Origin of the sequence: Dactylococcopsis salina PCC 8305, from assembly GCF_000317615.1 — a bacterium.
Classification (GTDB): Bacteria; Cyanobacteriota; Cyanobacteriia; order Cyanobacteriales; family Rubidibacteraceae; genus Halothece; species Halothece salina.
Genome location: NC_019780.1, coordinates 3,169,110 through 3,191,022, shown reverse-complemented (window position 1 = coordinate 3,191,022; position 21,913 = coordinate 3,169,110). Strand labels below are relative to the sequence as shown.

At 42.9% G+C, this 21,913-nt stretch carries 12 protein-coding genes; 7 read left to right on the top strand and 5 right to left on the bottom strand.

Translation table 11 applies throughout. The annotated features are described in order from the left end of the window. Positions 1-9 precede the first annotated feature (9 nt). The 3 genes from hpsA to DACSA_RS15270 form a co-directional block, all read right to left on the bottom strand. Positions 10-4,650, bottom strand: a complete 4,641-nt coding sequence (gene hpsA, locus DACSA_RS15280; protein WP_015230614.1) for a hormogonium polysaccharide biosynthesis protein HpsA — start codon at positions 4,648-4,650, stop codon at positions 10-12. A 299-nt stretch (positions 4,651-4,949) separates the two neighbouring features. Further along, complete coding sequence (locus DACSA_RS15275; RefSeq protein WP_015230613.1) at positions 4,950-7,655, bottom strand: bifunctional acetate--CoA ligase family protein/GNAT family N-acetyltransferase; 2,706 nt, start codon at positions 7,653-7,655, stop codon at positions 4,950-4,952. 314 nt (positions 7,656-7,969) lie between these two features. Next, a complete protein-coding gene (locus DACSA_RS15270; RefSeq protein WP_015230612.1) occupies positions 7,970-9,478 on the bottom strand; it encodes a polyamine aminopropyltransferase in 1,509 nt (502 codons plus the stop codon). A 230-nt stretch (positions 9,479-9,708) separates the two neighbouring features. On the opposite strand from DACSA_RS15270, the gene uvrA reads away from it, so the two are divergent. From uvrA to DACSA_RS15250, 4 genes are all read left to right on the top strand, one after another. After that, positions 9,709-12,540 (top strand): excinuclease ABC subunit UvrA, encoded by a 2,832-nt coding sequence (gene uvrA / locus DACSA_RS15265; protein ID WP_015230611.1) that lies wholly within the window; start codon positions 9,709-9,711, stop codon positions 12,538-12,540. 92 nt (positions 12,541-12,632) lie between these two features. Then, positions 12,633-13,448 (top strand): uroporphyrinogen-III synthase, encoded by an 816-nt coding sequence (locus tag DACSA_RS15260; RefSeq protein WP_015230610.1) that lies wholly within the window; start codon positions 12,633-12,635, stop codon positions 13,446-13,448. Positions 13,449-14,030: 582 nt separating this feature from the next. Then, the gene (gene coaE, locus DACSA_RS15255; protein WP_015230609.1) at positions 14,031-14,624 is read left to right on the top strand and encodes a dephospho-CoA kinase; all 594 of its coding nucleotides are present in this window, start codon (positions 14,031-14,033) and stop codon (positions 14,622-14,624) included. Between the two features lie 161 nt (positions 14,625-14,785). Next, the gene (locus DACSA_RS15250) at positions 14,786-15,730 is read left to right on the top strand and encodes a methyltransferase domain-containing protein (RefSeq protein ID WP_015230608.1); all 945 of its coding nucleotides are present in this window, start codon (positions 14,786-14,788) and stop codon (positions 15,728-15,730) included. A 180-nt stretch (positions 15,731-15,910) separates the two neighbouring features. Here the strand turns inward: DACSA_RS15250 and DACSA_RS15245 are convergent, their stop codons facing one another. Together DACSA_RS15245 and ltrA are read right to left on the bottom strand one after the other, a co-directional pair. Further along, a complete protein-coding gene (locus DACSA_RS15245) occupies positions 15,911-16,324 on the bottom strand; it encodes a hypothetical protein (RefSeq protein ID WP_015230607.1) in 414 nt (137 codons plus the stop codon). Positions 16,325-16,708: 384 nt separating this feature from the next. After that, on the bottom strand, positions 16,709-18,610 hold the full coding sequence (ltrA, locus tag DACSA_RS15240; protein ID WP_015230606.1) for a group II intron reverse transcriptase/maturase: 1,902 nt from the start codon (positions 18,608-18,610) through the stop codon (positions 16,709-16,711). A 922-nt stretch (positions 18,611-19,532) separates the two neighbouring features. Between ltrA and DACSA_RS15230 the strand changes: the two genes are divergently transcribed. The 3 genes from DACSA_RS15230 (at position 19,533) to DACSA_RS15220 (ending at position 21,869) form a co-directional block, all read left to right on the top strand. Then, positions 19,533-20,012 carry a sterol desaturase family protein gene (locus DACSA_RS15230; protein WP_083874501.1) on the top strand — a complete coding sequence of 160 codons (480 nt, stop codon included), beginning with the start codon at positions 19,533-19,535 and terminating at the stop codon, positions 20,010-20,012. A 111-nt stretch (positions 20,013-20,123) separates the two neighbouring features. Next, positions 20,124-20,438: an Mpo1-like protein gene (locus DACSA_RS15225; RefSeq protein WP_015230603.1), complete on the top strand. Its 315-nt coding sequence runs from the start codon at positions 20,124-20,126 to the stop codon at positions 20,436-20,438. A 39-nt stretch (positions 20,439-20,477) separates the two neighbouring features. After that, positions 20,478-21,869, top strand: coding sequence for an amidohydrolase family protein (locus DACSA_RS15220; protein ID WP_015230602.1), 1,392 nt, complete (start codon positions 20,478-20,480; stop codon positions 21,867-21,869). Positions 21,870-21,913: the final 44 nt, after the last annotated feature.

Below are 21,913 nucleotides of genomic sequence, written 5' to 3'. Positions count from 1 at the left end.
TACCTCACGCTAGGGAGTAGAAACGACAGTTCCGTCGAGTAAGTTTTGAATATAGGGATCATCAGCAGGGAGTTCGCGATAGGTTTCGGTGCGAGGGCTTTCGCTACTCACAAAACGTTCCGCCACAGGAGCAGCGGAAACATACTGTAACCCCACATCATATCCCCAGTTACGGGTGGGAGGGCTATAGTGAGGAAGATTTGCGCCTGCACTCAAGTTTTGAGGTGATTCAGAATCGAGATTGTCTTGATCGAAAGAGCCTGTGGCATACTTACTAAAATTAAGCTGAATAAACGAGCCTCGAATTTTCACTGTTCCTCCTGTTCCTTCCCAATCTTCTAGGAAGCGGGGGAAGTTGTGAATCCCACCATTATATTTTTTGGGCTGCGAAGGGATGATAGCACTGACTAGGATAGAATTAACCTCGATGTCGTCACTGGGACTGGGACTCACTTGATCCGTGGTTGCTTGATCCGTAAGCCCTTCCGAGAGGAGGGTAATGCCATCGGCGATGATTTCTGAAGATCGCCAAGTTTCCCCTGCTGCAGTAGCAAAGTTAGTGTTAAGGGTCGAGCGATCATAGAAAGATGACGAGGTGTCTGTAAATTCTTCCTGCGTATGTTTATTAAAGTCACCTTGGATGTAAACGGGCTGGTCTGTAATGAACGACAAACCCGTGCTATCGCTGTTAGAACGGCTGAGATCAGAACCATTTTTCAAGCGGAAACCATAGGGACGGCGATCGGGGTCAGCATAACCATCTACAGGTTTGGCACTCACTCCCGTTTCGTCATTCAATGGCGGGTCTTGGGGAATACTGGGTTGCATCCGACAAGTATCGCTGGTGCTTAAGTTGGAAAGCACATTTCCTGTGGTCAGATCAAGCCCAGTTAACATACTTTCGTTACCACAAGTCGCCCAATCGTTGTTAAAGGGTCGAGCAATAGCATCTTCACGAACCGCATCTTCACGGAACGCATAAACAACACCTGCATCTCTGTCGCTGGAACTGGTGGGCAGCCAATAGTCATCATTAGTATTCCCCGTTGTATTACTGCGTAACAGATCCAGGTCAATATCAAGGAGACGGACATCCATTTTTTCTCGATCGTCATAAATGGCTTTATCCATGAAGGGAACGAATAGAGGATTCCCATCTGGTTTGAAAATGCGGTTTCCAGTTCCCGTGTCACTGGTTGTAGTGGGAAGAACAAAGCTATCTGCATCTCTGGGAGTTAGAGCCAAACTGGCAATATCAGTAGCAGAAATCGCTTGATAGGTGTAGTCTCCATTAACACCGCCAGGAGTACCAGCCATACTGTCATCAAAGATATAGGTATCACTGATGTAAGGTTCTGAGGTCGGTTGTTCATTCCCATCACTAGAATCACCGTTATGATCGTGGTCTATGACTGGGAATAAATAAAACAGCCAAGGGTATTTTGGTTGACCTGCTGAACAAAATCCAACGGCTAAACCGAATTGCGCTCTTGCTGAATTTCCGCCACTTGTAGCATAAGTAGTAGGATCACACTCGATTCCATTAAAGGTTTGACCACTGACAAAATTACCATCATCAAAGCCAATCGCAAACTGAGTATTATCCGCATCGTAATCAGAACTTCCTCCTGAATTGGGAACACCAATACCTTCTGCAAAACCTAAAGTCCGATCACGCTCAATTTGTCGAAAACGAGTAATTTGTTCTGCCCTTTCTGTTGCTTGTGCCGTATCTGCTCCCAGTAGGTTATTTGCTTCAATAACATTTATCCATTCTTGAGAGGTAAACTGCGTATAGTAATTGGAAAAGTGATTAGGACTGGTTGGATCAGTAACGCTATATGGGTCTTCAGGAGGACAGCCATCATCTCCAAAACTATCTCCTGACTCACATAAGTTATCTGGGTCGCCCCCCATTTCTCCATTTGTTATGTCACCGTCTATTAGTTGACTAATTTGTACCCCAAGGGCATTTAAACCAGCACCTCCGTTATCAGGAATTGCATCATATACTCTTTCTACCAAATCAACATTGTAGGCTAACATTCCCAGAGTACAAGTTGCTGTTTGTAATGTCGTTTGATCCGCCAAACTTAAATCGGCATAATTTGTCCCCGTTGCATCCAGTTCTGAGATAGCGCGACGCAGGTTAGAGAAGTTTCCCGACTTAGTGAGTTGAGGATAAGGATGAGTAACCGCGTCAGAGTTTGAACCATCATCTTGGGTTGGCGGAAATGCCCCATCAGGATCACCTGCATAATGAGCGAGATTAGACAAGGATTGGCGAAGAATGCTAGTTGAGTTATCAATTTCTGTGCTGAAATTGGCATAGAAAGGAAACTCCCAACCATTACTTCCCTTACGATTGAGGAAATCCGTTTCTAAGTAGTCTGTACCGCCAACAGTAACATTATCAAATTGGGTACTTTCGCTAACTCCTGGATGTCCTGCTAGTGCGATACAAGTCGCCGGTTCATCTTGATAACCATCCCAATGATAAACTGCACCCGCTTGAACGGCAGGTGGCGTATCACCAGGAGGAACAAAAGGTTCTAAAGCAATACTATTGTCTTGGTTTGTGTAATCATCATCTCCCATGACGATTTTCAATTCATAAGTGCCATTAGGGACTTCTACTTGCCATTGGAGGTTACTGTCGCCTAAATCCATGTGGTTAAGAGTGACCTTTTCGGGAGGACTACCGCCGCGATCGCGGGTTTCACCATTAGCAGAGGGATTCCCATCACTATCGAGCCAACCATACTTATCGCCTCCTCCTCTATCTCCATAAGCCTCTCCTGTATCCGCTTTAAATCCTGAAGGAGTGCTAAAACCACTAGGTTGAAAGTTAATTTTGTCGTTTCCGGAAGGGAGAGTATGATTTTCAAATTCAATGTAAGCAATTTTGGCGTTTGTAACTTCATTGGATGGACTCGCACCAGGAGGGAGTCCCAGTTGGAAACTTTCCCCGACAATGATTCGCATTCCTTCCACATTTGCTCGTCGTTCCCAATAACCATCTAACCCTGCCACGTTTGGATCAGCTATAGTGGGCATTTTTGTTAGCCCTTCTTGTCCTGTGATTTCTGTCCCGTTGTTCGCTGCGGTTACTTGATAATCAGGATTATTATTATATTGAGGCTTGGGACCCCAACGGTTATCTGCGCGATAGGTATCATCCACAAAAGGTTGGTTGGCATTTTGGTTAAAGATGCGGGTGCTTAAAGGGTTATCTTCCCAATCTTCATTCCGAACTGCGGTATTCGTGGGATCGTCTTCATAACGAGCTTGGGATGTGTTTTCACTGATGAGCAACACTGGGTCTAACATATACTGCGAGGGGCGAACAACATCACTATCAATAACAGAGTCTTCTGGTCCCCCTGAGTTTGGGTTATCGTCGTGCATCGGTAGTTCAAATGTTTCATAGGGAGGGTTAGACCCTGTATTCTGTGGTCTTTGGTTGGGACCTGGAAACAGATCAACTAACACGCGATCGTCGTCGTTTCTCTCCCACTCATCTCTGTCAGTGTCAACTCGCATCACTTGACCCTGAAACGTGGTTTGTCCTGTATCGGGGTCTTCTTCTTCCGCCATTGTGATTTGAGAAGCCTGTTTGGTATATAAACAAGATGATGGGGAACTGACTAAACGGAGGCGTGTTGTCTTGGTACCACTATTATTAACTAATAAAGACCCGGCGGTAAACATTGCCCCATTCCAGTTAAAATTTGAACCTGGGGTAAACTCTAGGTCATAGCGAAACCATGCTCCCCATTTATTTCCTGTGCTGAGATCACGATCTTGTTGGACTTCTAAGGTGCTAACGGCTTTGTTTGCTTCATTATCGTTGGTGACGACGGCGTTGATCTGAAAGTTTTTCCTTACGGTTGAACCCGTTACGGTGTACCACCCCTCAGAAGCGTCTAAACTCGCCAAGTCTTCACAAGTTTGAGCGTCGCTGGTTGCTCCAGCGCTAACTGGACCCGATCGCACCACTAAGTTATTTGCTTTGTCTGACTCTGAGTTATTAATGTTTACCGTTGTTCCACTCCCATCATCAGTTTCACTGAGGATCGTAATCGAATAGCTGACGGTACTGTCATCAACGCCGTCACCATCAGTGTCGGTGCGATATCGCCAAGCGTTTTCTGCGCTACTATCATTGGCAATCGTCAAGCGATCTTCGTCACTCAATGTGTAACGATCGGGGTCTTGGGCTGTGATCTGAATGTCGATCGCATCGCCATCGCTATCAATTCCCCCATTATTTAGCATCATGCTATTGAGAAATTCTTCTGAGGGAATCCCTGCTGGAAAACGGTTATCTTTTCGGAAGAGAAACTCAATTTTAGCTTTTGCTCTTTCAATAGCTGGAGTCGCTGCGTTATAAATTTCTTGTTGCGCTTGTTGACTAATTGCTTGTTCCGCTTCTTGTCCGGTCCGAACAATTAACGCTCCCACTAATAAACTAACGACTAATAAAACGAGGGTTGCTGTGGGAAGAACAAAGCCTTTTTTCAGTTGACTATTTTTATTTATGGGAAGTAATATAATAAATAAGCGTTTTAGTTTCTGCATCACGACTCTAACTAACTCTTGCAAGCTACGCCAGAGTCGGCGCAAAACACGGGGAGGACGGGGTGGCATAAATTGGTTTGACCTCTAACTAAAATAATTAATTGGGTTAAGATTACTTCTTCTTTTTTAGCATAATAAATTCCTTTTCTTAGTGTTTTGTAACGCTAATTTATTCTCTTCCGAGTTGATACGGATTTCGCTAACTAGAACTCAAAACTAAGACCAATTTAAAAAGCAGATGTTACATCTTGTAGGGTGGGCATTGCCCACCCTACTGATTGGTGTTGGGTTTCGTTAGTTCCACCCAACCTACGATTGATTGGTGTTGGGTTTCGTTAGTTCCACCCAACCTACGACTGATGACAGTATTACAAGTTAATTTCTGCGACCATCATTCCTTCTTCTTTATCTTCTTTGACTTCAAATCCCAACCTTTGACAGATTTTTTGCATGGGACGATTTTCTGGCAGAATATAGGCAACAATGCGCTCTAGTTTTTCCAGTTTTCCGATGTGCAAAAGTTGACTTAAAAATTCTGTTCCTAGTCCTTGACGTTGATATCGATCGCTGATCAACATTCCAAATTCTGCGGTATGAGTGCCTTTAATTTGACTCAGTCTTCCTACTCCGAGAATCTGATGTTTTCCTTGTTCATCTTGATAATCAGCAACTAATGCCATTTCTCGATCGTAATCTATAAAACAAATACGAGTGAGTCGAGTATGAGCAATGCGATGACTAAATTTAATCAGATGGGCATATCGCAAGTAAACACTTTCCTCGGATAGGGTTTCGTGAAACGATCGAATTAGGGGTTCGTCTTCGGGACGAATCGGACGAATGGTAACAGGGGTTTTATCGTTGAGTTCCCATTGCGTGATATATTGATGCGGATAAGGACGGATCGCAAGTTTGGGACGTTTTTCTGTTTCTGAATGTAACACTACCCGTGCATCCAGCGCAATGATTCCCCCATTTTCTGAGGTTTGAGCTAACAAGGGGTTAATATCAATCTCTTTAATTTGGGGCTGTTCTACGACTAATTGACTAAACTGCACTAAAATTTCTTCTAGAGCCTCTAAATCAACGGTAGAACGTCCTCTCACTCCCTGTAAGGCTTTATAAATGCGAGTTTGTTCCATCAGTCGTCGCGCTAAAGTGGTATTCAGTGGCGGTAAGGCTAAAGCACGGTCTTGGAAGACTTCCACCAGTGAGCCACCTGTCCCAAACAGCAACACTGGACCCAGTTGTGGATCAAGACTGCTTCCTAAAATCAGTTCATAGCCGTCTAATTTCAGCATCGGTTGAACGGTTACACCCTGAAATTCTGCCGTCGCTACAGCGTCACGAATGCTCTCATAAGCCGATCGAACCGCCTCTGCGTCTTTGAGATTCAGTTTCACCCCTCCCACGTCGGTTTTATGGGTAATGGTTTCTGAGGACAATTTTAAGACAACAGGATAACCAATGCTTTCGGCAGCGGTGAGGGTTTCTTCTACTGTGGTGGCGAGACGGGTTTCCACTGTGGGAATCTGATAAGCACTCAGCAGTTTTTTCGATTCGTATTCGGTGAGGAGGGTTCGTCCTGATTTTTGTGCAGATTTGAAGATTTCTTCAACTTGGGCGCGATCGGGCGCTTTTCCTTCGGTTAAAATTGGGGTTTCATAAATTCCCTGCAAGTTATAACTATAGTGCCACATTAAGTTAAACACTTGCGCTGCGGTGTCTGGATAGGGAAGGGTAAAAATATTGGCTTCATTGAGACGTTTTTCCCCAGCTTCTACACTGTTTCCTCCCATCCAACTGGCGAGAAGCGGCTTTCCTTTCAGGTGGGAAAATTGACACAAAGTTTCTGCAATGGCGGTGGGATTCGTCATCGCTTGTGGGGTGAGAATCACCAGTAAACCATCACTATTCGGATCAGTGGCAACAACTTCGATCGCGCTTTTATAGCGTTGGGGATCAGCATCTCCTAAAATATCGATCGGATTGCCATGACTCCAATGAGTGGGTAAACATTCATTTAAAGCGGTAATGGTTGCTGGTGCTAATTCTGCTAATTGTCCTCCCCGACGAATTAACGCATCAGTGGCTAAGACACCCGGACCGCCAGCATTAGTTAAAATAGTCAAGCGGTTGCCTTGAGGACGGGGTTGTTTCGCTAAAATTTCAGAGAGATTAAACAGATCATCGATCGTCTCCACTCGTAACACACCGCACCGACGAAACGCTGCATCTAAGACATCATCACTGCCAGCTAACGCCCCCGTATGAGAAGCCGCCGCCGCCGCTGCTGCACTGGTGCGTCCTGATTTAATAACAATAATCGGTTTCGTTAACGCCACTTCTCTCGCCGCCGAAAGAAACGATCGCGCCTCCCCGATCGATTCCATATAAATCACAATGCTGTGCGTATTGGGATCATCTCCCAGATAATCAATCAAATCGCCCCAATTGACATCTAACATTGATCCAATAGAAACAAAGGCACTAAACCCGACATTTTCGCGGAAACTCCAATCTAAAATCGAAGTACACAACGCCCCACTTTGACTAATAAAACCGACATTGCCAGGTAACGCCATCGCACTGCCAAACGTCGCATTGAGACCAGAATGCGGGTTCATCACGCCTAAACAATTCGGTCCGATAATCCGTAACTGATGCGCTTGTGCCTCGGCTTTAATTTCCTGTTCGAGGGCAATACCCGCTTCTCCAATTTCTTTAAAACCTGCGGAAATAATAATCGCCCCTTTCACGCCTTTACGAGTGCAACTTTTGACAATTTCAGAAACCGTCGGCGCGGGAGTGGCAATAATCGCGAGATCAATGGGGTCAGAAATCGCGTCTAAACTAGGATAGGCTTTAATGCCAAGAATACTATTTCGTTTTGGGTTGATGGGATAAACCGTTCCCCCAAAGGGATTACTAATTAAATTCCATAATAGGGTGCGTCCGACACTGCCAGGCTTTTCACTCGCACCAATAACAGCGACGCTTTTCGGGTTGAAAATTCCATCTAAAGGTTGACGTATTCCCAAATAGTCATGGGCGGGATCATGAGTTTGAGTCATTACTTTTAATGCTCCATGAAACGTTACTATTCCCTACTTTACGGATCGATCGAAGATTCGGATCAAGTCTAATCGGAAGAAACACTTAAGATCAAATTAGTCGTAGGTTGGGTGGAGAGAAGCGAAACCCAACATCAATCAAGGAATCATCCCCCCTAACCCCCCGATGATTGGGGGGAAAAGATAAAAAGTAGGTTGGGTGGAGGAAACGAAACCCAACACAAATTAGTCATTGGTCATTGGTCATTAGTCATTGGAAAACAAAGGACAAAGGACGAAGGACGAAAGACAAAGGACAAAAATGATCTTAAGCCTTAATATAAAACCCAGCGTCGATCGCGCTCATAATTAACAATAACAGGATGAGCGAGAGTGTTAATTTCTACCGCTTGTGGTTGAAAATCTTTCGGAAGGACAAATAAACTCGGAAGCATAGCAGAAGAGAGAAAGCGAGTTTTAATCGGGAGTTCTGTTATTTGTTCAGGGTGAAATGGGGTTGATGTGGCTAGAACAAAACCCCAGGGGCCAAAACTGGGAACATTAACGGTGTAAGGATGGACTTGGAAATCAACAGCTTCTAAAGTGGCTGCGATACAAGAAAAGGCTTTAGGCGCAAAAAAAGGACTACTCCCTTGTGTAACAAAGACTCCCCTCGGAGAAAGATGAGCCTTTAACTGTTGATAAAAGCCAAGGGAATATAACTTCGCCAAAACGTTGCGATCGGGGTCGGGAAAATCTGCGATAATAACATCAAAATTGGCTTCTAGTTGGGAAACCACTTGAAACGCATCTCCATAACGCACCTCTACCCGTGAATCAGAAAAAGCATTTTGATTCGCTTCCACCAAAGCGGGATAAGTTTTCGCCCATTCCACCACTTTTGGATCAAGTTCAATCAGCATCACTTCCTCTACCGTGTCCCATTTCAAAACTTCTCGCAACCCTAAACCATCACCAGCGCCTAAGAGTAACACTTTTTGAGGGCGAGAAACGGCGGTTAATGCGGGATGAACTAACCCTTCATGGTAGCGGTATTCATCACTGCTAGAAAATTGGAGATCACCATCTAGAAACAAGCGCACATAATTACCGCGACGGGTTAAAACCAAACGTTGATAAGAAGACTGGGTACGTTGCATAATTGGCGCACCATAAAGATTATCTTCGAGACGTTGGGTAAAAGAAATCACAATCACTGCAAAAATGGTCAAACCAAGGGCGATCGATAGCCCCCAAATCCGCCACTGACGCAACTGAGGAAAAGCTCGTCCGAGCAAAAATACCATCACTGCTGGAAAAACGCCTAAAATCGCAGCCGCAGGAAACATTCCCACTAGCGGTAACAATAAAACAGGAAACGCTAACGACCCCACCAACGCCCCAAAATAGTCCATTGCTAACACACCAGCGAGAGCCTCTTTTACCCCCTCCTCTTGCTCGACCATACGGGTTAACAAGGGAATCTCTAAGCCTGCTAATGTTCCCAGAATGAGGGTGACTAAAGCTAATCCTAACCAAATTTCGCCACCGACAATAAAAAGCAGAAACAACCCCACTGGTAGAATCGCATTCAGTGGCGCAATTAATAACTCGACCGTCATAAATGCAGTTAATAGCATATTTTTTTCATTGCCAACAAAACGGCTGAGATATGACCCCACTCCCATCGCAGCGAGAAACCCCCCTAACGCAAGACCATAAGAAAGCGCCTCATTTCCCACGAGATAACTCGCTAATGTTCCTAATAATAATTCACTGGCTAACCCACTAGCAGAAGAAATCGCGGCGGCGAGGAGGAGAAGATTGCGTTGTTTAGAAGTCATTTTGTTTAATCCTTCGTTCTGCTATAGCAATACTAGGTGATTTGTAAATTGTTTTGCCCCCCAACCCCCCAATTCTGGGGGGCTTAAGTAATCCAACTGTTTACATAAGAGATGAAACTGCTATCTAACGGGAATCCCTTTGTTGCATTAAGATAGACAATTAACTGTCATACCATCAAGCAAGACAAGCCAATGGTCAAACCAGTAGCAATGACCAATTATTAATTATCATGTCTGATTCTTCTTCTCCTAGCATTCGCATTCGTGGTGCGAGACAGCATAATCTCAAAAATGTTGATTTGGAATTACCGCGCGATCGACTCATTGTTTTTACTGGGGTTTCGGGGTCGGGGAAATCTTCTCTTGCATTCGATACAATTTTCGCAGAGGGACAACGGCGCTATGTGGAATCTTTGAGCGCTTATGCCCGTCAATTCCTCGGACAGGTGGATAAACCTGATGTGGATGCGATCGAGGGGTTAAGTCCAGCCATTTCCATTGATCAAAAATCTACTTCCCACAATCCGCGCTCAACGGTGGGAACAGTCACAGAAATTTATGATTACTTACGGCTTTTATTTGGTCGCGCTGGTGAACCCCATTGTCCCCACTGCGATCGCGCGATTTCTCCGCAAACGATCGATCAAATGTGTGATCACATTTTAGAACTGCCCGATCGCACTCGTTTCCAACTGTTAGCGCCAGTGGTACGCGGCAAAAAAGGAACGCATCAACAGTTACTTTCCAGTTTAGCCAGTGAAGGATTCGTGCGAGTGCGGGTGGATGGTACAGTAAGAGAACTGACAGAAAGCATTAAACTGAGTAAAAATAAAGCGCACACGATCGAAGTTGTGGTCGATCGACTGATTAAAAAAGAAGGAATCCAAGAACGTTTAGCGGATTCTTTAGCCACTACTCTAAAACATTCTGACGGATTAGCAGTTGTCGAGATTTTAAACGAAACATCAGAAGAAAAACCGCCTCAAGAAATTATTTTTTCTGAAAACTTTGCTTGTCCAGAACATGGCGCAGTCATGGAAGAATTATCCCCTCGTTTATTCTCTTTTAATTCCCCTTATGGCGCTTGTTCTAACTGTCATGGTATTGGAAAATTACGGATGTTTTCTCCAGAATTAATTGTTCCTGATCCGAAACAACCCGTTTACAGCGCGATCGCGCCTTGGTCAGAAAAAGACAATAGTTATTATCTTTCTTTACTGTATAGTTTAGGAGAGGCTTACGGATTTGAACTGCAAACGCCTTGGAAAAAACTAACAGTAGAACAACAAAATATTATCTTATATGGAAGTAATGAACCAATTTTTGTTTATGAAGATGCCAGAGGAAGAGAAATTAGAGGTTATGAAAAACAATATTGGGGAGTAATTACAGGATTAGAACGAACGTTAGAAAACGCTTCAGATACCTACAAACAAAAATTAGAACAGTATATGGTTGATCAAACTTGTGAAGTTTGTGGGGGAAAAAGACTGAAACCAGAATCGCTTTCCGTTCAATTAGGACAATATAAAATTACTGAATTAACAGGTGTTTCTATTGCTGAAAGTTTAAATCGCGTTCAACACTTAAAACTCTCATCAAAACAAGCAAAAATTGGGGAGTTAGCTTTAAAGGAAATCGAAGCAAGATTACAATTTTTACTAGATGTCGGCTTAGATTATTTAACGCTCGATCGACCAGCAATGACCCTTTCTGGGGGAGAAGCGCAACGAATTCGTCTAGCTACACAAATCGGATCAGGATTAACTGGTGTACTTTATGTTTTAGACGAACCCAGTATTGGCTTACATCAAAGAGATAACGGAAAACTGTTAGAAACTCTCAAAAAACTGAGAGATTTAGGAAACACTTTAATTGTTGTCGAACACGATGAAGAAACCATCCGCAATGCTGACCAACTTGTTGATATTGGACCCGGCGCTGGAATTCACGGCGGCGAAATTGTTTCCCAGGGAACATTAAAAACAATAATTAACTGTAAAAAATCTATTACAGGTGACTATTTAGCTAGAAGACGAGTCATAGAAACGCCCACAGAAAGACGAAAAGGAAACGGAAAATCTTTGTATTTAATTAATGCTTATGCCAACAACTTAAAACACATTGATGTTGAGATTCCATTAGGTAAATTAGTTTGTGTCACTGGTGTATCCGGTTCTGGAAAATCTACCTTAATTAATGAGTTGCTTTATCCTGCTTTACAACATCGTTTAGGGTATAAAATTCCCTTTCCCAAAGGATTAGAAAACCTCAAAGGATTAAATGCAGTTGATAAAGTGATTGTTATTGATCAAGCCCCAATTGGTCGCACGCCTCGATCGAATCCAGCCACTTATACAGGAGTCTTTGATCCGATTCGATCGGTATTTACAGAAACCGTCGAAGCTAAAGCCAGAGGCTATAAAGCAGGACGATTTTCTTTTAATGTTAAAGGAGGACGTTGCGAGGCTTGTAATGGACAGGGAGTTAATGTCATTGAAATGAATTTTCTTCCTAACGTTTATGTAGAATGCGAAGTTTGTAAAGGCGCAAGATATAACCGTGAAACCTTGCAAGTAAAATATAAAGGACATTCTATTGCAGATGTTTTACACCTCACCGCAGAAGAGGCTTTAAAAGTATTTGAAAACATTCCTCGCGCCGCCACTCGTTTACAAACTTTAGTGGATGTCGGGTTAGGTTATATTCCCCTTGGACAACCCGCACCCACCTTGTCTGGAGGAGAAGCGCAACGGATTAAATTAGCAACAGAATTGTCTCGACGGGCGACGGGAAAAACCTTATATTTAATTGATGAACCGACCACTGGTTTATCGTTTTATGATGTCCATCAATTACTTAATGTTTTACAGCGTTTAGTGGATAAAGGAAACTCAGTTTTGGTTATTGAACATAATCTTGATATTATTCGTTGTGCTGATTGGTTAATTGATCTCGGTCCCGAAGGAGGAGACAAAGGAGGGGAAATCATGGTAACAGGAACACCAGAAATGGTCGCTAAAGAAACTAAATCTTATACTGGACAATACTTATTACAGTAATTAGTTCGCCTCTTGTAGGGTTTGCCTTGCCCACCCTACGGTCTCTTTGATGAGTTGCCAAATAACAAATAACGAATAACAAATAACAAATAATGTCTCTTCCGTTAAGCAATCAAACCATTTTAGTTACTCGCGCCGCCAAACAAAGTAAAACCTTTCGCCATTTATTAGAAAAACAGGGCGCAACTGTTATCGAAATGGCAGCATTAGAAATTCGTCCGCCTTCGACTTGGGAACATTTAGATCAGGCGCTTCGACAATTATCTAGTTTCGATTGGTTGATTCTAACTTCAGCGAATGGTGTAAAATTCTTTTTTGAACGGCTGAAACAATTAAGCATCGATCGTCGCCTTTTAGACTCCCTTAAAATGGCAGTGGTGGGTCAAAAAACCGCCGCTGTTTTAGAAAAAGAAGGGATCAAACCAACCTTTATTCCTCCTAACTTTGTTGCTGATTCTCTAGTTGCTAAATTTCCAGAAAATTTATCTAAACAAAAAATCCTTTTTCCTCGTGTTGAAAGTGGCGGGAGAGAGGTATTAATTCAGGAATTTCAAGCACAAAATGCGGAAGTGATTGCGGTTGCTGCTTATCAATCTGGTTGTCCGAAAACAGTCGATCCGATCGCGATCGAAGCCCTCAAAACCCAAACCGTTGATATAATAACCTTTGCGAGTTCAAAAACCGTTCAATGTTTTTATAATCTTTTGATTTCTGAATTGGGTTCTAGGGTACGCTTAAGAGAAGTCTTAGCAGAAGTCTATATCGCTTCTATTGGCCCCCAAACTTCTCAATCCTGTCAAGAACTACTTAATCAATGCGATATTGAAGCCAAAGTATATACTTTAGAAGGATTAACAGAAGCAATCACAGAAAGAATTTCTGGCGGAAAACGTCAGGAATTTCAGTAAGTTTATCAATCAAAATGTCAATCAGATTATGTACTCATTCCCTTCGCTGTCTAATTTTAAGCCTATTATTCTGATTATCGATCGCAAAGGGCGATCGAGCTTTTCCCACTTCCCGCATTAATTTATGAACCAAAAACATTAAAAATAGTAGCAGTTAATCAAGTCGTGATCGAAGAATATGGTAGCCGTCGCCCAGAGATTAAAAAAAAGTTCTACAATTAAACTCTGAATTTGCAAGAATAAGACAATTAGATGTTTTTTATCAACCCACTGTTACTCTTGCAGCAGGAAAATTAAGCATCGATCAACGTTAATTTTGTCGTAATACCGCAATTAAACTAATTTCTAAGCAGGTGTACAGAATAAATTGCCGATTTACAAGCCTCAAAAGCACGGCACTGCTTGGCTTTCCCAGTTGGCGGATGTGGAATTCATTTGGCATAGGTGCTTATATTTATTTAACTGATAAATTCTGTTTCATAAACTCCCAAGAAACTCTTTCTTGATTTTCAGGATTGTTTTCTGCTTCGATCGCATCTTGTAGATCAATATACTTAGTAAAGTAATGTAAATCATAAAATTATGACAAATGGAGAAGTTAAACAAATTATTGGCGTTACTGGCGGAATTGGAACTGGAAAAAGTACCGTTTCTAATTATTTGCACAAGGTTTATAATCTTCCGATTTTAGATGCTGATTTTTATGCAAGAGAGGCTGTCAGCAAAGAATCGCGGATTTTAGAAGCAATTAAACAACGTTATGGCAAGCAGATATTACAAGAAGATGGTAGTTTAAATCGATCGAAACTCGGCAAAATTATTTTTAATCAGCCAGCAGAAAAACAGTGGTTAGAACAAAAAATTCATCCTTATGTTCGTCAGTGCATAACAAGTGAATTAAATCACTTAAGTACAAAGCAAGTCGTGGTAGTGATACCGCTTTTATTTGAAGCAGAAATGACCGATTTAGTGACAGAAATTTGGGTGGTTTATTGTTCGCCACAGCAACAGTTGGCGCGAGTGATGGCAAGAGACCAACTCTCAGAAACCGAAGCGCGATCGCGCATTAAGGCGCAAATATCGCTAGAGGAAAAAATGGCGCTGGCTGATGTGGTGATTGATAATTCTGGAAGCACCAGTGAACTCCAACAGCAGATCGATCGATTGTTGTCTTAAATCCCCCCAAACTTGGGGGTAAGGGGGCGAACCTCCCAAACTTGGGGGTAAGGGGGCGAATCCCCCCAAACTTGGGGGTAAGGGGGCGAACCTCCCAAACTTGGGGGTAAGGGGGACGAATTAGATAAGATCATTAACAAGATCAAAATTTAGAGGAAAAAATGAACTCATTCGTACTAACCTTTGGCATAGCCGCCTTATTATTCAGCACCGGTCTTGTGTCGTATCTAGCCACTGCTAGGCGTTACCAATCCTCCGATTCTGTCGCCAACTCCTATGACGAATGGACAGAAGACGGCATCCTAGAATTTTATTGGGGAGAACATATCCATCTCGGTCATTATGGCACACCACCACAGAGAAAAGACTTCTTACAAGCCAAAGCCGACTTTGTCCATGAAATGGCGCGTTGGGGAGGGTTAGACAAACTTCCTGCTGGTACATCAGTTTTAGATGTCGGCTGTGGAATCGGCGGAAGTAGTCGGATTCTTGCCCAAAATTATGGGTTTAATGTTACTGGCGTTACCATTAGTCCGCAACAAGTGAAACGAGCGCAAGAACTCACTCCCGGTGGCTTGAGCGCTAAATTTATGGTGGATGATGCCATGTCCCTCTCTTTTCCCGATGGTAGCTTTGATGTCGTTTGGTCGATCGAAACTGGACCCCATATTCCCGACAAAGAAAGTTTTGCCAAGGAATTACTGCGTGTCGTCAAACCTGGAGGTTTATTAGTGGTTGCGGACTGGAATCAGCGAGATGTTCGGCAAAAACCGCTTAATGCTTGGGAGAAACCCGTGATGCGACAACTACTAGATCAATGGTCACATCCCGAATTTTCCAGTATTGAAGGATTTTCCGAAACCTTAGAAGCAACTGGCTTCGTAGAAGGAAAAGTGATCACAGATGATTGGACACAAGCCACCCTTCCCTCATGGCTAGATTCAATTTGGCAAGGAATTGTACGACCCAGAGGTTTAGTGAAATTTGGCGTTTATGGGTTTATTAAATCTTTGAGAGAAGTTCCCACCTTACTCTTAATGCGACTTGCATTTGGCACGGGGCTTTGTCGTTTCGGAATGTTTCGCGCTGTCCGCACCAACCAGTAGGTTGGGTGAAAAGAAATGAAACCCAACATCCTCTGTAGGTTGGGTGAAAAGAAATGAAACCCAACACCCTCTGTAGGTTCGGTGGAAGAAATGAAACCCAACATCCTCTGTAGGTTCGGTGGAAGAAATGAAACCCAACATCCTCTGTAGGTTGGGTGGAAGAAATGAAACCCAACACAGTTAATAATCAACATAAACTTGTTCAAAATCAAACGCACTCTGAGGAGAAGAAAAACCTTCCTCTATCTTTCCTTTTGATATTTTGGAAGGCTGAGGAGATGAAGAAATCTCCTCTGGGGAATGAACTTGAGAGAGTAAATCTTCAGTGTGTTGTTCGATTTGTTTTAAGCGTTTAGAAATTTGTTTTTCTCGGTTTTTCAGATTTTTGAGTTCTTGTTGTAAACGATGTTTTTCCACACTCATCTTATAAATTTCAAGATGAGTCGTCGCTTCTGATTTTTGGCGTGGAATACTACTAATTTTTGGCGGAATAGAACGTTGATGAGGGCGAGAAGACATAATAAATAGTTCCGATGATGTAATTAATTGTTGGGTTTCACCCAACCTACAGCTACTACAGCTACTTGATGCCATGTTGGGTTTTACTCAACCTACAGCTACTTGATTTCATGTTGGGTTTCACCCAACCTACAGCTATTTTAGAAATTTTATCACTTAAGATTGATCGATGCTAAAATGTTGCAAACCGATGAAGGGAAAAAAGAATTAGTCTGTTATTTGAACCTCTCCCATCAAATCAGAGATTATGACAGGAGATTCTAGAACCTGATCACTCAGACTCTCCTCCACTCAAATTGAGGGAAAGCCAAGCTGACTACCTAACGGTTAGTCATATCTCCATCCAATTTAATTGGACATCCTGCCAATTCAGGAGTTAACCTAAGTCAAGAGGTCGCCCTCTTGACTCGGCTTCAGAACGGTACGTGATAGTTTCCCATCATACCGCTCCTCTCCAAACTACGCTGTTCTAACAGAACTCCTCTGCTTAGTTTCCGATTTACGACCTTTTTTGGTTTTCTTTTGGGCTTCTTTTTGTCCCTTATTATCCATTTGTCGTTGTCGGTCTTCGGCAGTTTTCTGATGGTGACAATGACGATGAAGTAACTGTAAATTCTTGTAATGGTCTTTGCCCCCCTCAGCTTTAGGGACGATGTGGTCAACCTCCACTACATCTTCATCCTTAACGTAAAGTCCACAACGGGTACATTTGCCTTCCTGACGTTTCATCAGGGTAGCGACCCTTTTAGATATACCAGGGTATTCACCCCGACGTTTACTCCAGTACCGCCAATCTCCATCGAAAGGAGACCTCGTACCCTCGATTTTTATATGTCTTTCAATTGGTGTCCATGCGTGTTTCCACAGTTCGTGCGTACCCGCAACAGGAGAATTTGGTACATCAGAAGGGGTTGAGAAGACCCATTTATCTTTTCTATCTTCTTTTGCTAAATCTTTCTCCTTAGTCAAATGAAAGTATCTTTCTTTACACCATTTAGGGGTTTTGTTAGGATGACGGCGTTTTATCCAGCGATTTAATTTGTTATAGACTAGATGGTCTATGTGTTGGAACGTTTCTTTAGAGCAGACTGTTTTGTGATAGCTGCACCAACCCCTAATTATGGGGTTAAGTTTATCAATGATAACCTCTTGGGATTTACCTCTCATTGAATCTAACGCTTCAACAATCTTTTCATAATGTGTTTTTATATTCTTGTCGCTAGGTTTAATTATTGTTTTGAATCCGAGAATTTCCTTATGTGCTGTTTTTCCCGAATGATGTTTCCCGACTTTGTATTGTCGGATATTCCATCCAAGAAAGTCAAACCCTGCTTTCGTTTCATCCGTTTCATGCAAGGTGTGGCAAACTCTCGTCTTGCTCTCGCTTATTTCTAAGCCTAAGCCATGTAACCACTGTTCAATCAGCATTTTTGCTTGTTGGATGATGGATTTATCTTTATGGAGAACAACGAAATCATCTGCATACCTGATAAGGGAGATACTTTTTCGATTTTTCTCTTTTCGTCCTTTCCAAGTTTCAGTCCATTGTTTAATGTACTCCTCAAGTCCATGTAGGGCTATATTTGCCAATAATGGACTAATTACCCCTCCTTGTGGTGTCCCTTCATTTGTTGGCATCCAATCACCTCTATCTAAGACCCCAGATTTCAACCAAGCTCGAATTTGTCGAGCCATGATCGGGGTTGTATTTAATTTTTGTAAGAGAACGTTGTGATTTATGCGGTCGAAGCATTTTGAAATATCAGCATCTAAAACCCATTTAGGTTTCAGATTAATCGCTTTGTATATTGCTTCACCAGCATCATGGCAAGAACGTCCTGGTCTGAATCCGTACGAATTTGGCTCAAATTTAGCCTCCCATTCTGGTTCTAAAGCCAATTTTAGGAGTGCTTGCCTCGCACGGTCTTCCATTACTGGAATACCCAAGCCACGTTTTTCTTTGCGACCTGGTTTTGGAATCCAGACCCGTCTTAAGGATTCACCTTTCCCTGTAAGAGTTAGGCTTTCTGCAAGGCTTAACCGTTGTTTAGGACTTAGGCTTTTCACTCCATCTATCCCTGCGGTATTTTTACCCTGATTATCCTGCGAAATGCGCCGTACCGCTAGGAGTTTGGCGCACCAAGACCGTAACAATAATTTTTGGAGTTTGTGAACTCTAGCCACGTCACCACTTTGAGAAGCTCGATAAATCCGCTTTTGGAGCTTAAACACTCGTATTTCAACCTCCTTCCAGTCAATTTGATTCCACTCCGTCTCAGCCATGAGATTAAATCCAAAGCCTAACCAGAGCATTAAGAAGGTCTTTGTCCGAGCATCACATTTATACCTAATTTGGCTCATAACATTACTCTACTTTGCATATTATCTTCGTAATCTAAAGTGGATACGTCTGCTTATCCTTCCTGTTGTAGGAGGCGTTTGCTTCTTATCCAATCCTGCCCTCGCTATACCCAGCAAATGAGCCAGAGATTGCATCCCGACAGACTACTTGAGAAATCGACCTTTCTCAAGAGTATGAACGAGGGTTACTTCGTTCCTGATTTCCATTGATTGAGACCTTAACTTCCTACTTTCCACCGAGCAAAATTGAAGATGTGATATAAGTGAGCTAAGACTTATATCTTCTTGCTATGAACATATTTCGTTCCCTGCGAACAGCCTTTACGCAGGTTAATCATGACGATGGTTCAGACGTAGGTTTGTTGACTAAGCATAGTCTCTTGCTAGGGATTTACCAGTTCAGGCTTCCAGCAGTGACCCCATTTAACCCTGCTTCATCCTCAAGTAGTCAACTCTGTAGATGAGGGTTAGGCTTTACCTCTCACATCCTAAGAGGGATGGACTTGAATTAACGGGTTTGACCCTACCTGTCTCTTTGCCGAAACTCCACAGGCTCTCACCAGCATGAAAATCAAGTTGTCAAGGTTCTATACCCCGATGGGTTCTAACCAAGCTCCTGTTTATATCTTGGAGTTCTTTGGAACTCCTGCGACTTCACAGGAAACGAATCGCACTTGCTCGTTAATTCCCGATGGACTACCGGTACAGAAAATGATTGGACAAACTGTTAAGTTACCGCCCCAATCAAATTTTCATTATACCACAACTGTCCTGATTCATCAACCCATCAAATCAAATCTTCGACAAGTGATACCCCGAACTTGTTGAGGGGCTCAGATGCCGATTATGATGGGAGTCTTCTCAGGACGTAAGATAAAATTTTGTATAAAATTTAAAAGCAAGTGTGAGGAATATCGTGATGATGATTTTAATTATTAGCTTTGTTAGTGCTTTTGTCGTTGCGAGTTTGGTGGAATACTGGATTCATCGGTTGATGCACGCTTCCCAAAAATTAGGAGAACGTCACCGAGATCATCACCGTCGTAATGAAGGACAAGGGGTTCTCTGGGAATTCCTAGACTATGTTAAGGGTAGCGCGATCGTGATGCTCTTGCCATTTTTAATCTCATGGGAAGTGGGAATGGGCTGGTTACTCGGTGCGTTATCTTATTCGATTTTTTCCGCTTACGCCCATCAACTGCAACATGACAACCCAACAAAATGTTTCTGGATGAAAATGCCAGTCCACTATGTTCATCATAAATATGGAATGTGGCATCATAATTTTGGCTTAGGAGTTGACTGGTGGGATCATGTTTTCGGAACTTACAAACCAGTCGATTGGTTGACAGAAAAGGAAGTGTCCCAAGCGTCTGGGTATTTTGCCCTCAAGTGGTGGTAATCAACATTAGTGATTAACCGAATAATTTAAGGTTTTGATCAGGAAATTTCTTGTACCAAGTGGTATCTTGGTCTAATAGATTCTCAACATTATTTAATAAGGAGAGTGACGTTGAGTTACTTCCAAGAAGCAAAAACCCACTTCATCGCGAGTCACCAAAATCCAATTAATCAGGCGTTACACCATATTGTTAATATCCTCGTGTTTGTCGGAATTGGTTATTTGTTCATTGACTGGCGAGTTGCGTTACTTTGCGGTGTGTTAACCCAAGTGTTAGCTATTGGCGGACACATTGTTTTTGAGAAAAATGAACCAGCATTCAAACAATATCCAGGCATTGTGATCATCGTTTCTATGATTTGGTCATTTGAAAACTGGTTTGGGTTACGTCAGTTACTACAACAGACGCGACAAGAATCTCATTAAATTGATTGCAGAAAACACCTTTGTGAGGAGTCTTAATTAATGTATAACGGCTTATTAGTCATCGACGCAGATGCCCATAAATTAGAAAATCCCCTGATTATGCGGGATTACTTAGAACCAGAATACCGCGATCGCATCGGGTTAGTGGTTGATAGTTTAGGCGATCAACGGGCGAAAGTTGTCGATTGGAATCCAGAAACCAAAACCAACGATTTCGTTCGGATGTTTCCGAAACCTCAAGGATTAGGAAGAGGGGTTTTTCGGGGGCTAAATCCTGAAACGACATTAGGGGCGATGTTTAATAAAGTGCGCCTCGAACACATGGATCAGGAAGGAATTGATGTTCACACCATCTACGGCACGCTGAACCTGATCTTCTCTAGTATCCTTGATAAAGACCTCGCTGTTGCCCTATGTAAAGCCTACAACAACTACATGGCGGATGATTGTAAGGGGTATGACAATCGCATTCAACCAGTCGGTGTCATCTGCTTACAAGATGTGGAGGAAGCGGTTAAGGAAATGTATCGCTGTGTTAACGAATTAGGGATGATTTCTGTGGCGGTTGCGCCCAATCTCCCAATTCCTCATCCGAAAGCGCCAGACGCTTTCCCTGAAATTCGCACTTGTAAAGCAATTTCTCACCCTGATTTCCGTCCCATCCTCCAAGCTGCAGTTGATCTAGATATTGGCTTAGGGATTCACGGTGGCCCCGGTTCCGACATGATCGGCGGACTTGCGGATCACATGGAAACCTTTGTTCTCAGTCATATTTTTGTTCAACGTAACCAACAACAGATGGCGTTGGCGCGAATGGTGTTTGATGGGGCGTTTGAACAGTTCCCGACTCTACGGGTGGGTTTCTTAGAGGGAGGTTGTGGTTGGATTCCTGATCTCGCTCATGCTTTCCATGAACACTGGGAAAAACGGATTCGTGATTTTGATCCAAAAAATCCCTATCGTCCCTCTCTGATGGATTTTACTAAGTTGATGATTCAAGAGCAGGGGAACGAAAATAATGTTAATATCATTTCCCAAGCGCGGAATCTGTTTGATCTGTTGTGGAATAAACACAGTGATCCGACAAAAATTGAGGATAGCAGTCTTTATGAACATTATGATCTGCGCGATCGCGATCCGTTAGATTATTTTAAACGAGGACAGATTTTTGCGTCGTTTGAGTCTGATGATCCAGGTCCTTCTTATCTTCCCCAAGCAATGGGTGAAGTCGGTAAACATATCGCTTGCTTCTCTGGTGATTATGGTCATTGGGATGGTGTGTTAAAAGGCTGTGTGACTGAGGCGGCGACAATTGCTGATTACGATCGAGATTACCTTGCTATGTTACTCGGTGGTAATGCTTTGAAATTGTACGGTCAACGGTTACGCAATGTTCTTCCTGAAAATTTAGCGGTCGCAGCAACTCGCTAGTTATCTCCCCTAACCCCCCTTTGAAAGGGGGGGAAAGATGATAA

Coding starts and splice junctions, on each gene's coding strand:
- hpsA (WP_015230614.1), bottom strand. CDS start 4,650: ATGCCACCCCGTCCTCCCCGTGTTTTGCGCCGACTCTGGCGTAGCTTG.
- DACSA_RS15275 (WP_015230613.1), bottom strand. CDS start 7,655: ATGACTCAAACTCATGATCCCGCCCATGACTATTTGGGAATACGTCAA.
- DACSA_RS15270 (WP_015230612.1), bottom strand. CDS start 9,478: ATGACTTCTAAACAACGCAATCTTCTCCTCCTCGCCGCCGCGATTTCT.
- uvrA (WP_015230611.1), top strand. CDS start 9,709: ATGTCTGATTCTTCTTCTCCTAGCATTCGCATTCGTGGTGCGAGACAG.
- DACSA_RS15260 (WP_015230610.1), top strand. CDS start 12,633: ATGTCTCTTCCGTTAAGCAATCAAACCATTTTAGTTACTCGCGCCGCC.
- coaE (WP_015230609.1), top strand. CDS start 14,031: ATGACAAATGGAGAAGTTAAACAAATTATTGGCGTTACTGGCGGAATT.
- DACSA_RS15250 (WP_015230608.1), top strand. CDS start 14,786: ATGAACTCATTCGTACTAACCTTTGGCATAGCCGCCTTATTATTCAGC.
- DACSA_RS15245 (WP_015230607.1), bottom strand. CDS start 16,324: ATGGCATCAAGTAGCTGTAGTAGCTGTAGGTTGGGTGAAACCCAACAA.
- ltrA (WP_015230606.1), bottom strand. CDS start 18,610: ATGAGCCAAATTAGGTATAAATGTGATGCTCGGACAAAGACCTTCTTA.
- DACSA_RS15230 (WP_083874501.1), top strand. CDS start 19,533: ATGATTTTAATTATTAGCTTTGTTAGTGCTTTTGTCGTTGCGAGTTTG.
- DACSA_RS15220 (WP_015230602.1), top strand. CDS start 20,478: ATGTATAACGGCTTATTAGTCATCGACGCAGATGCCCATAAATTAGAA.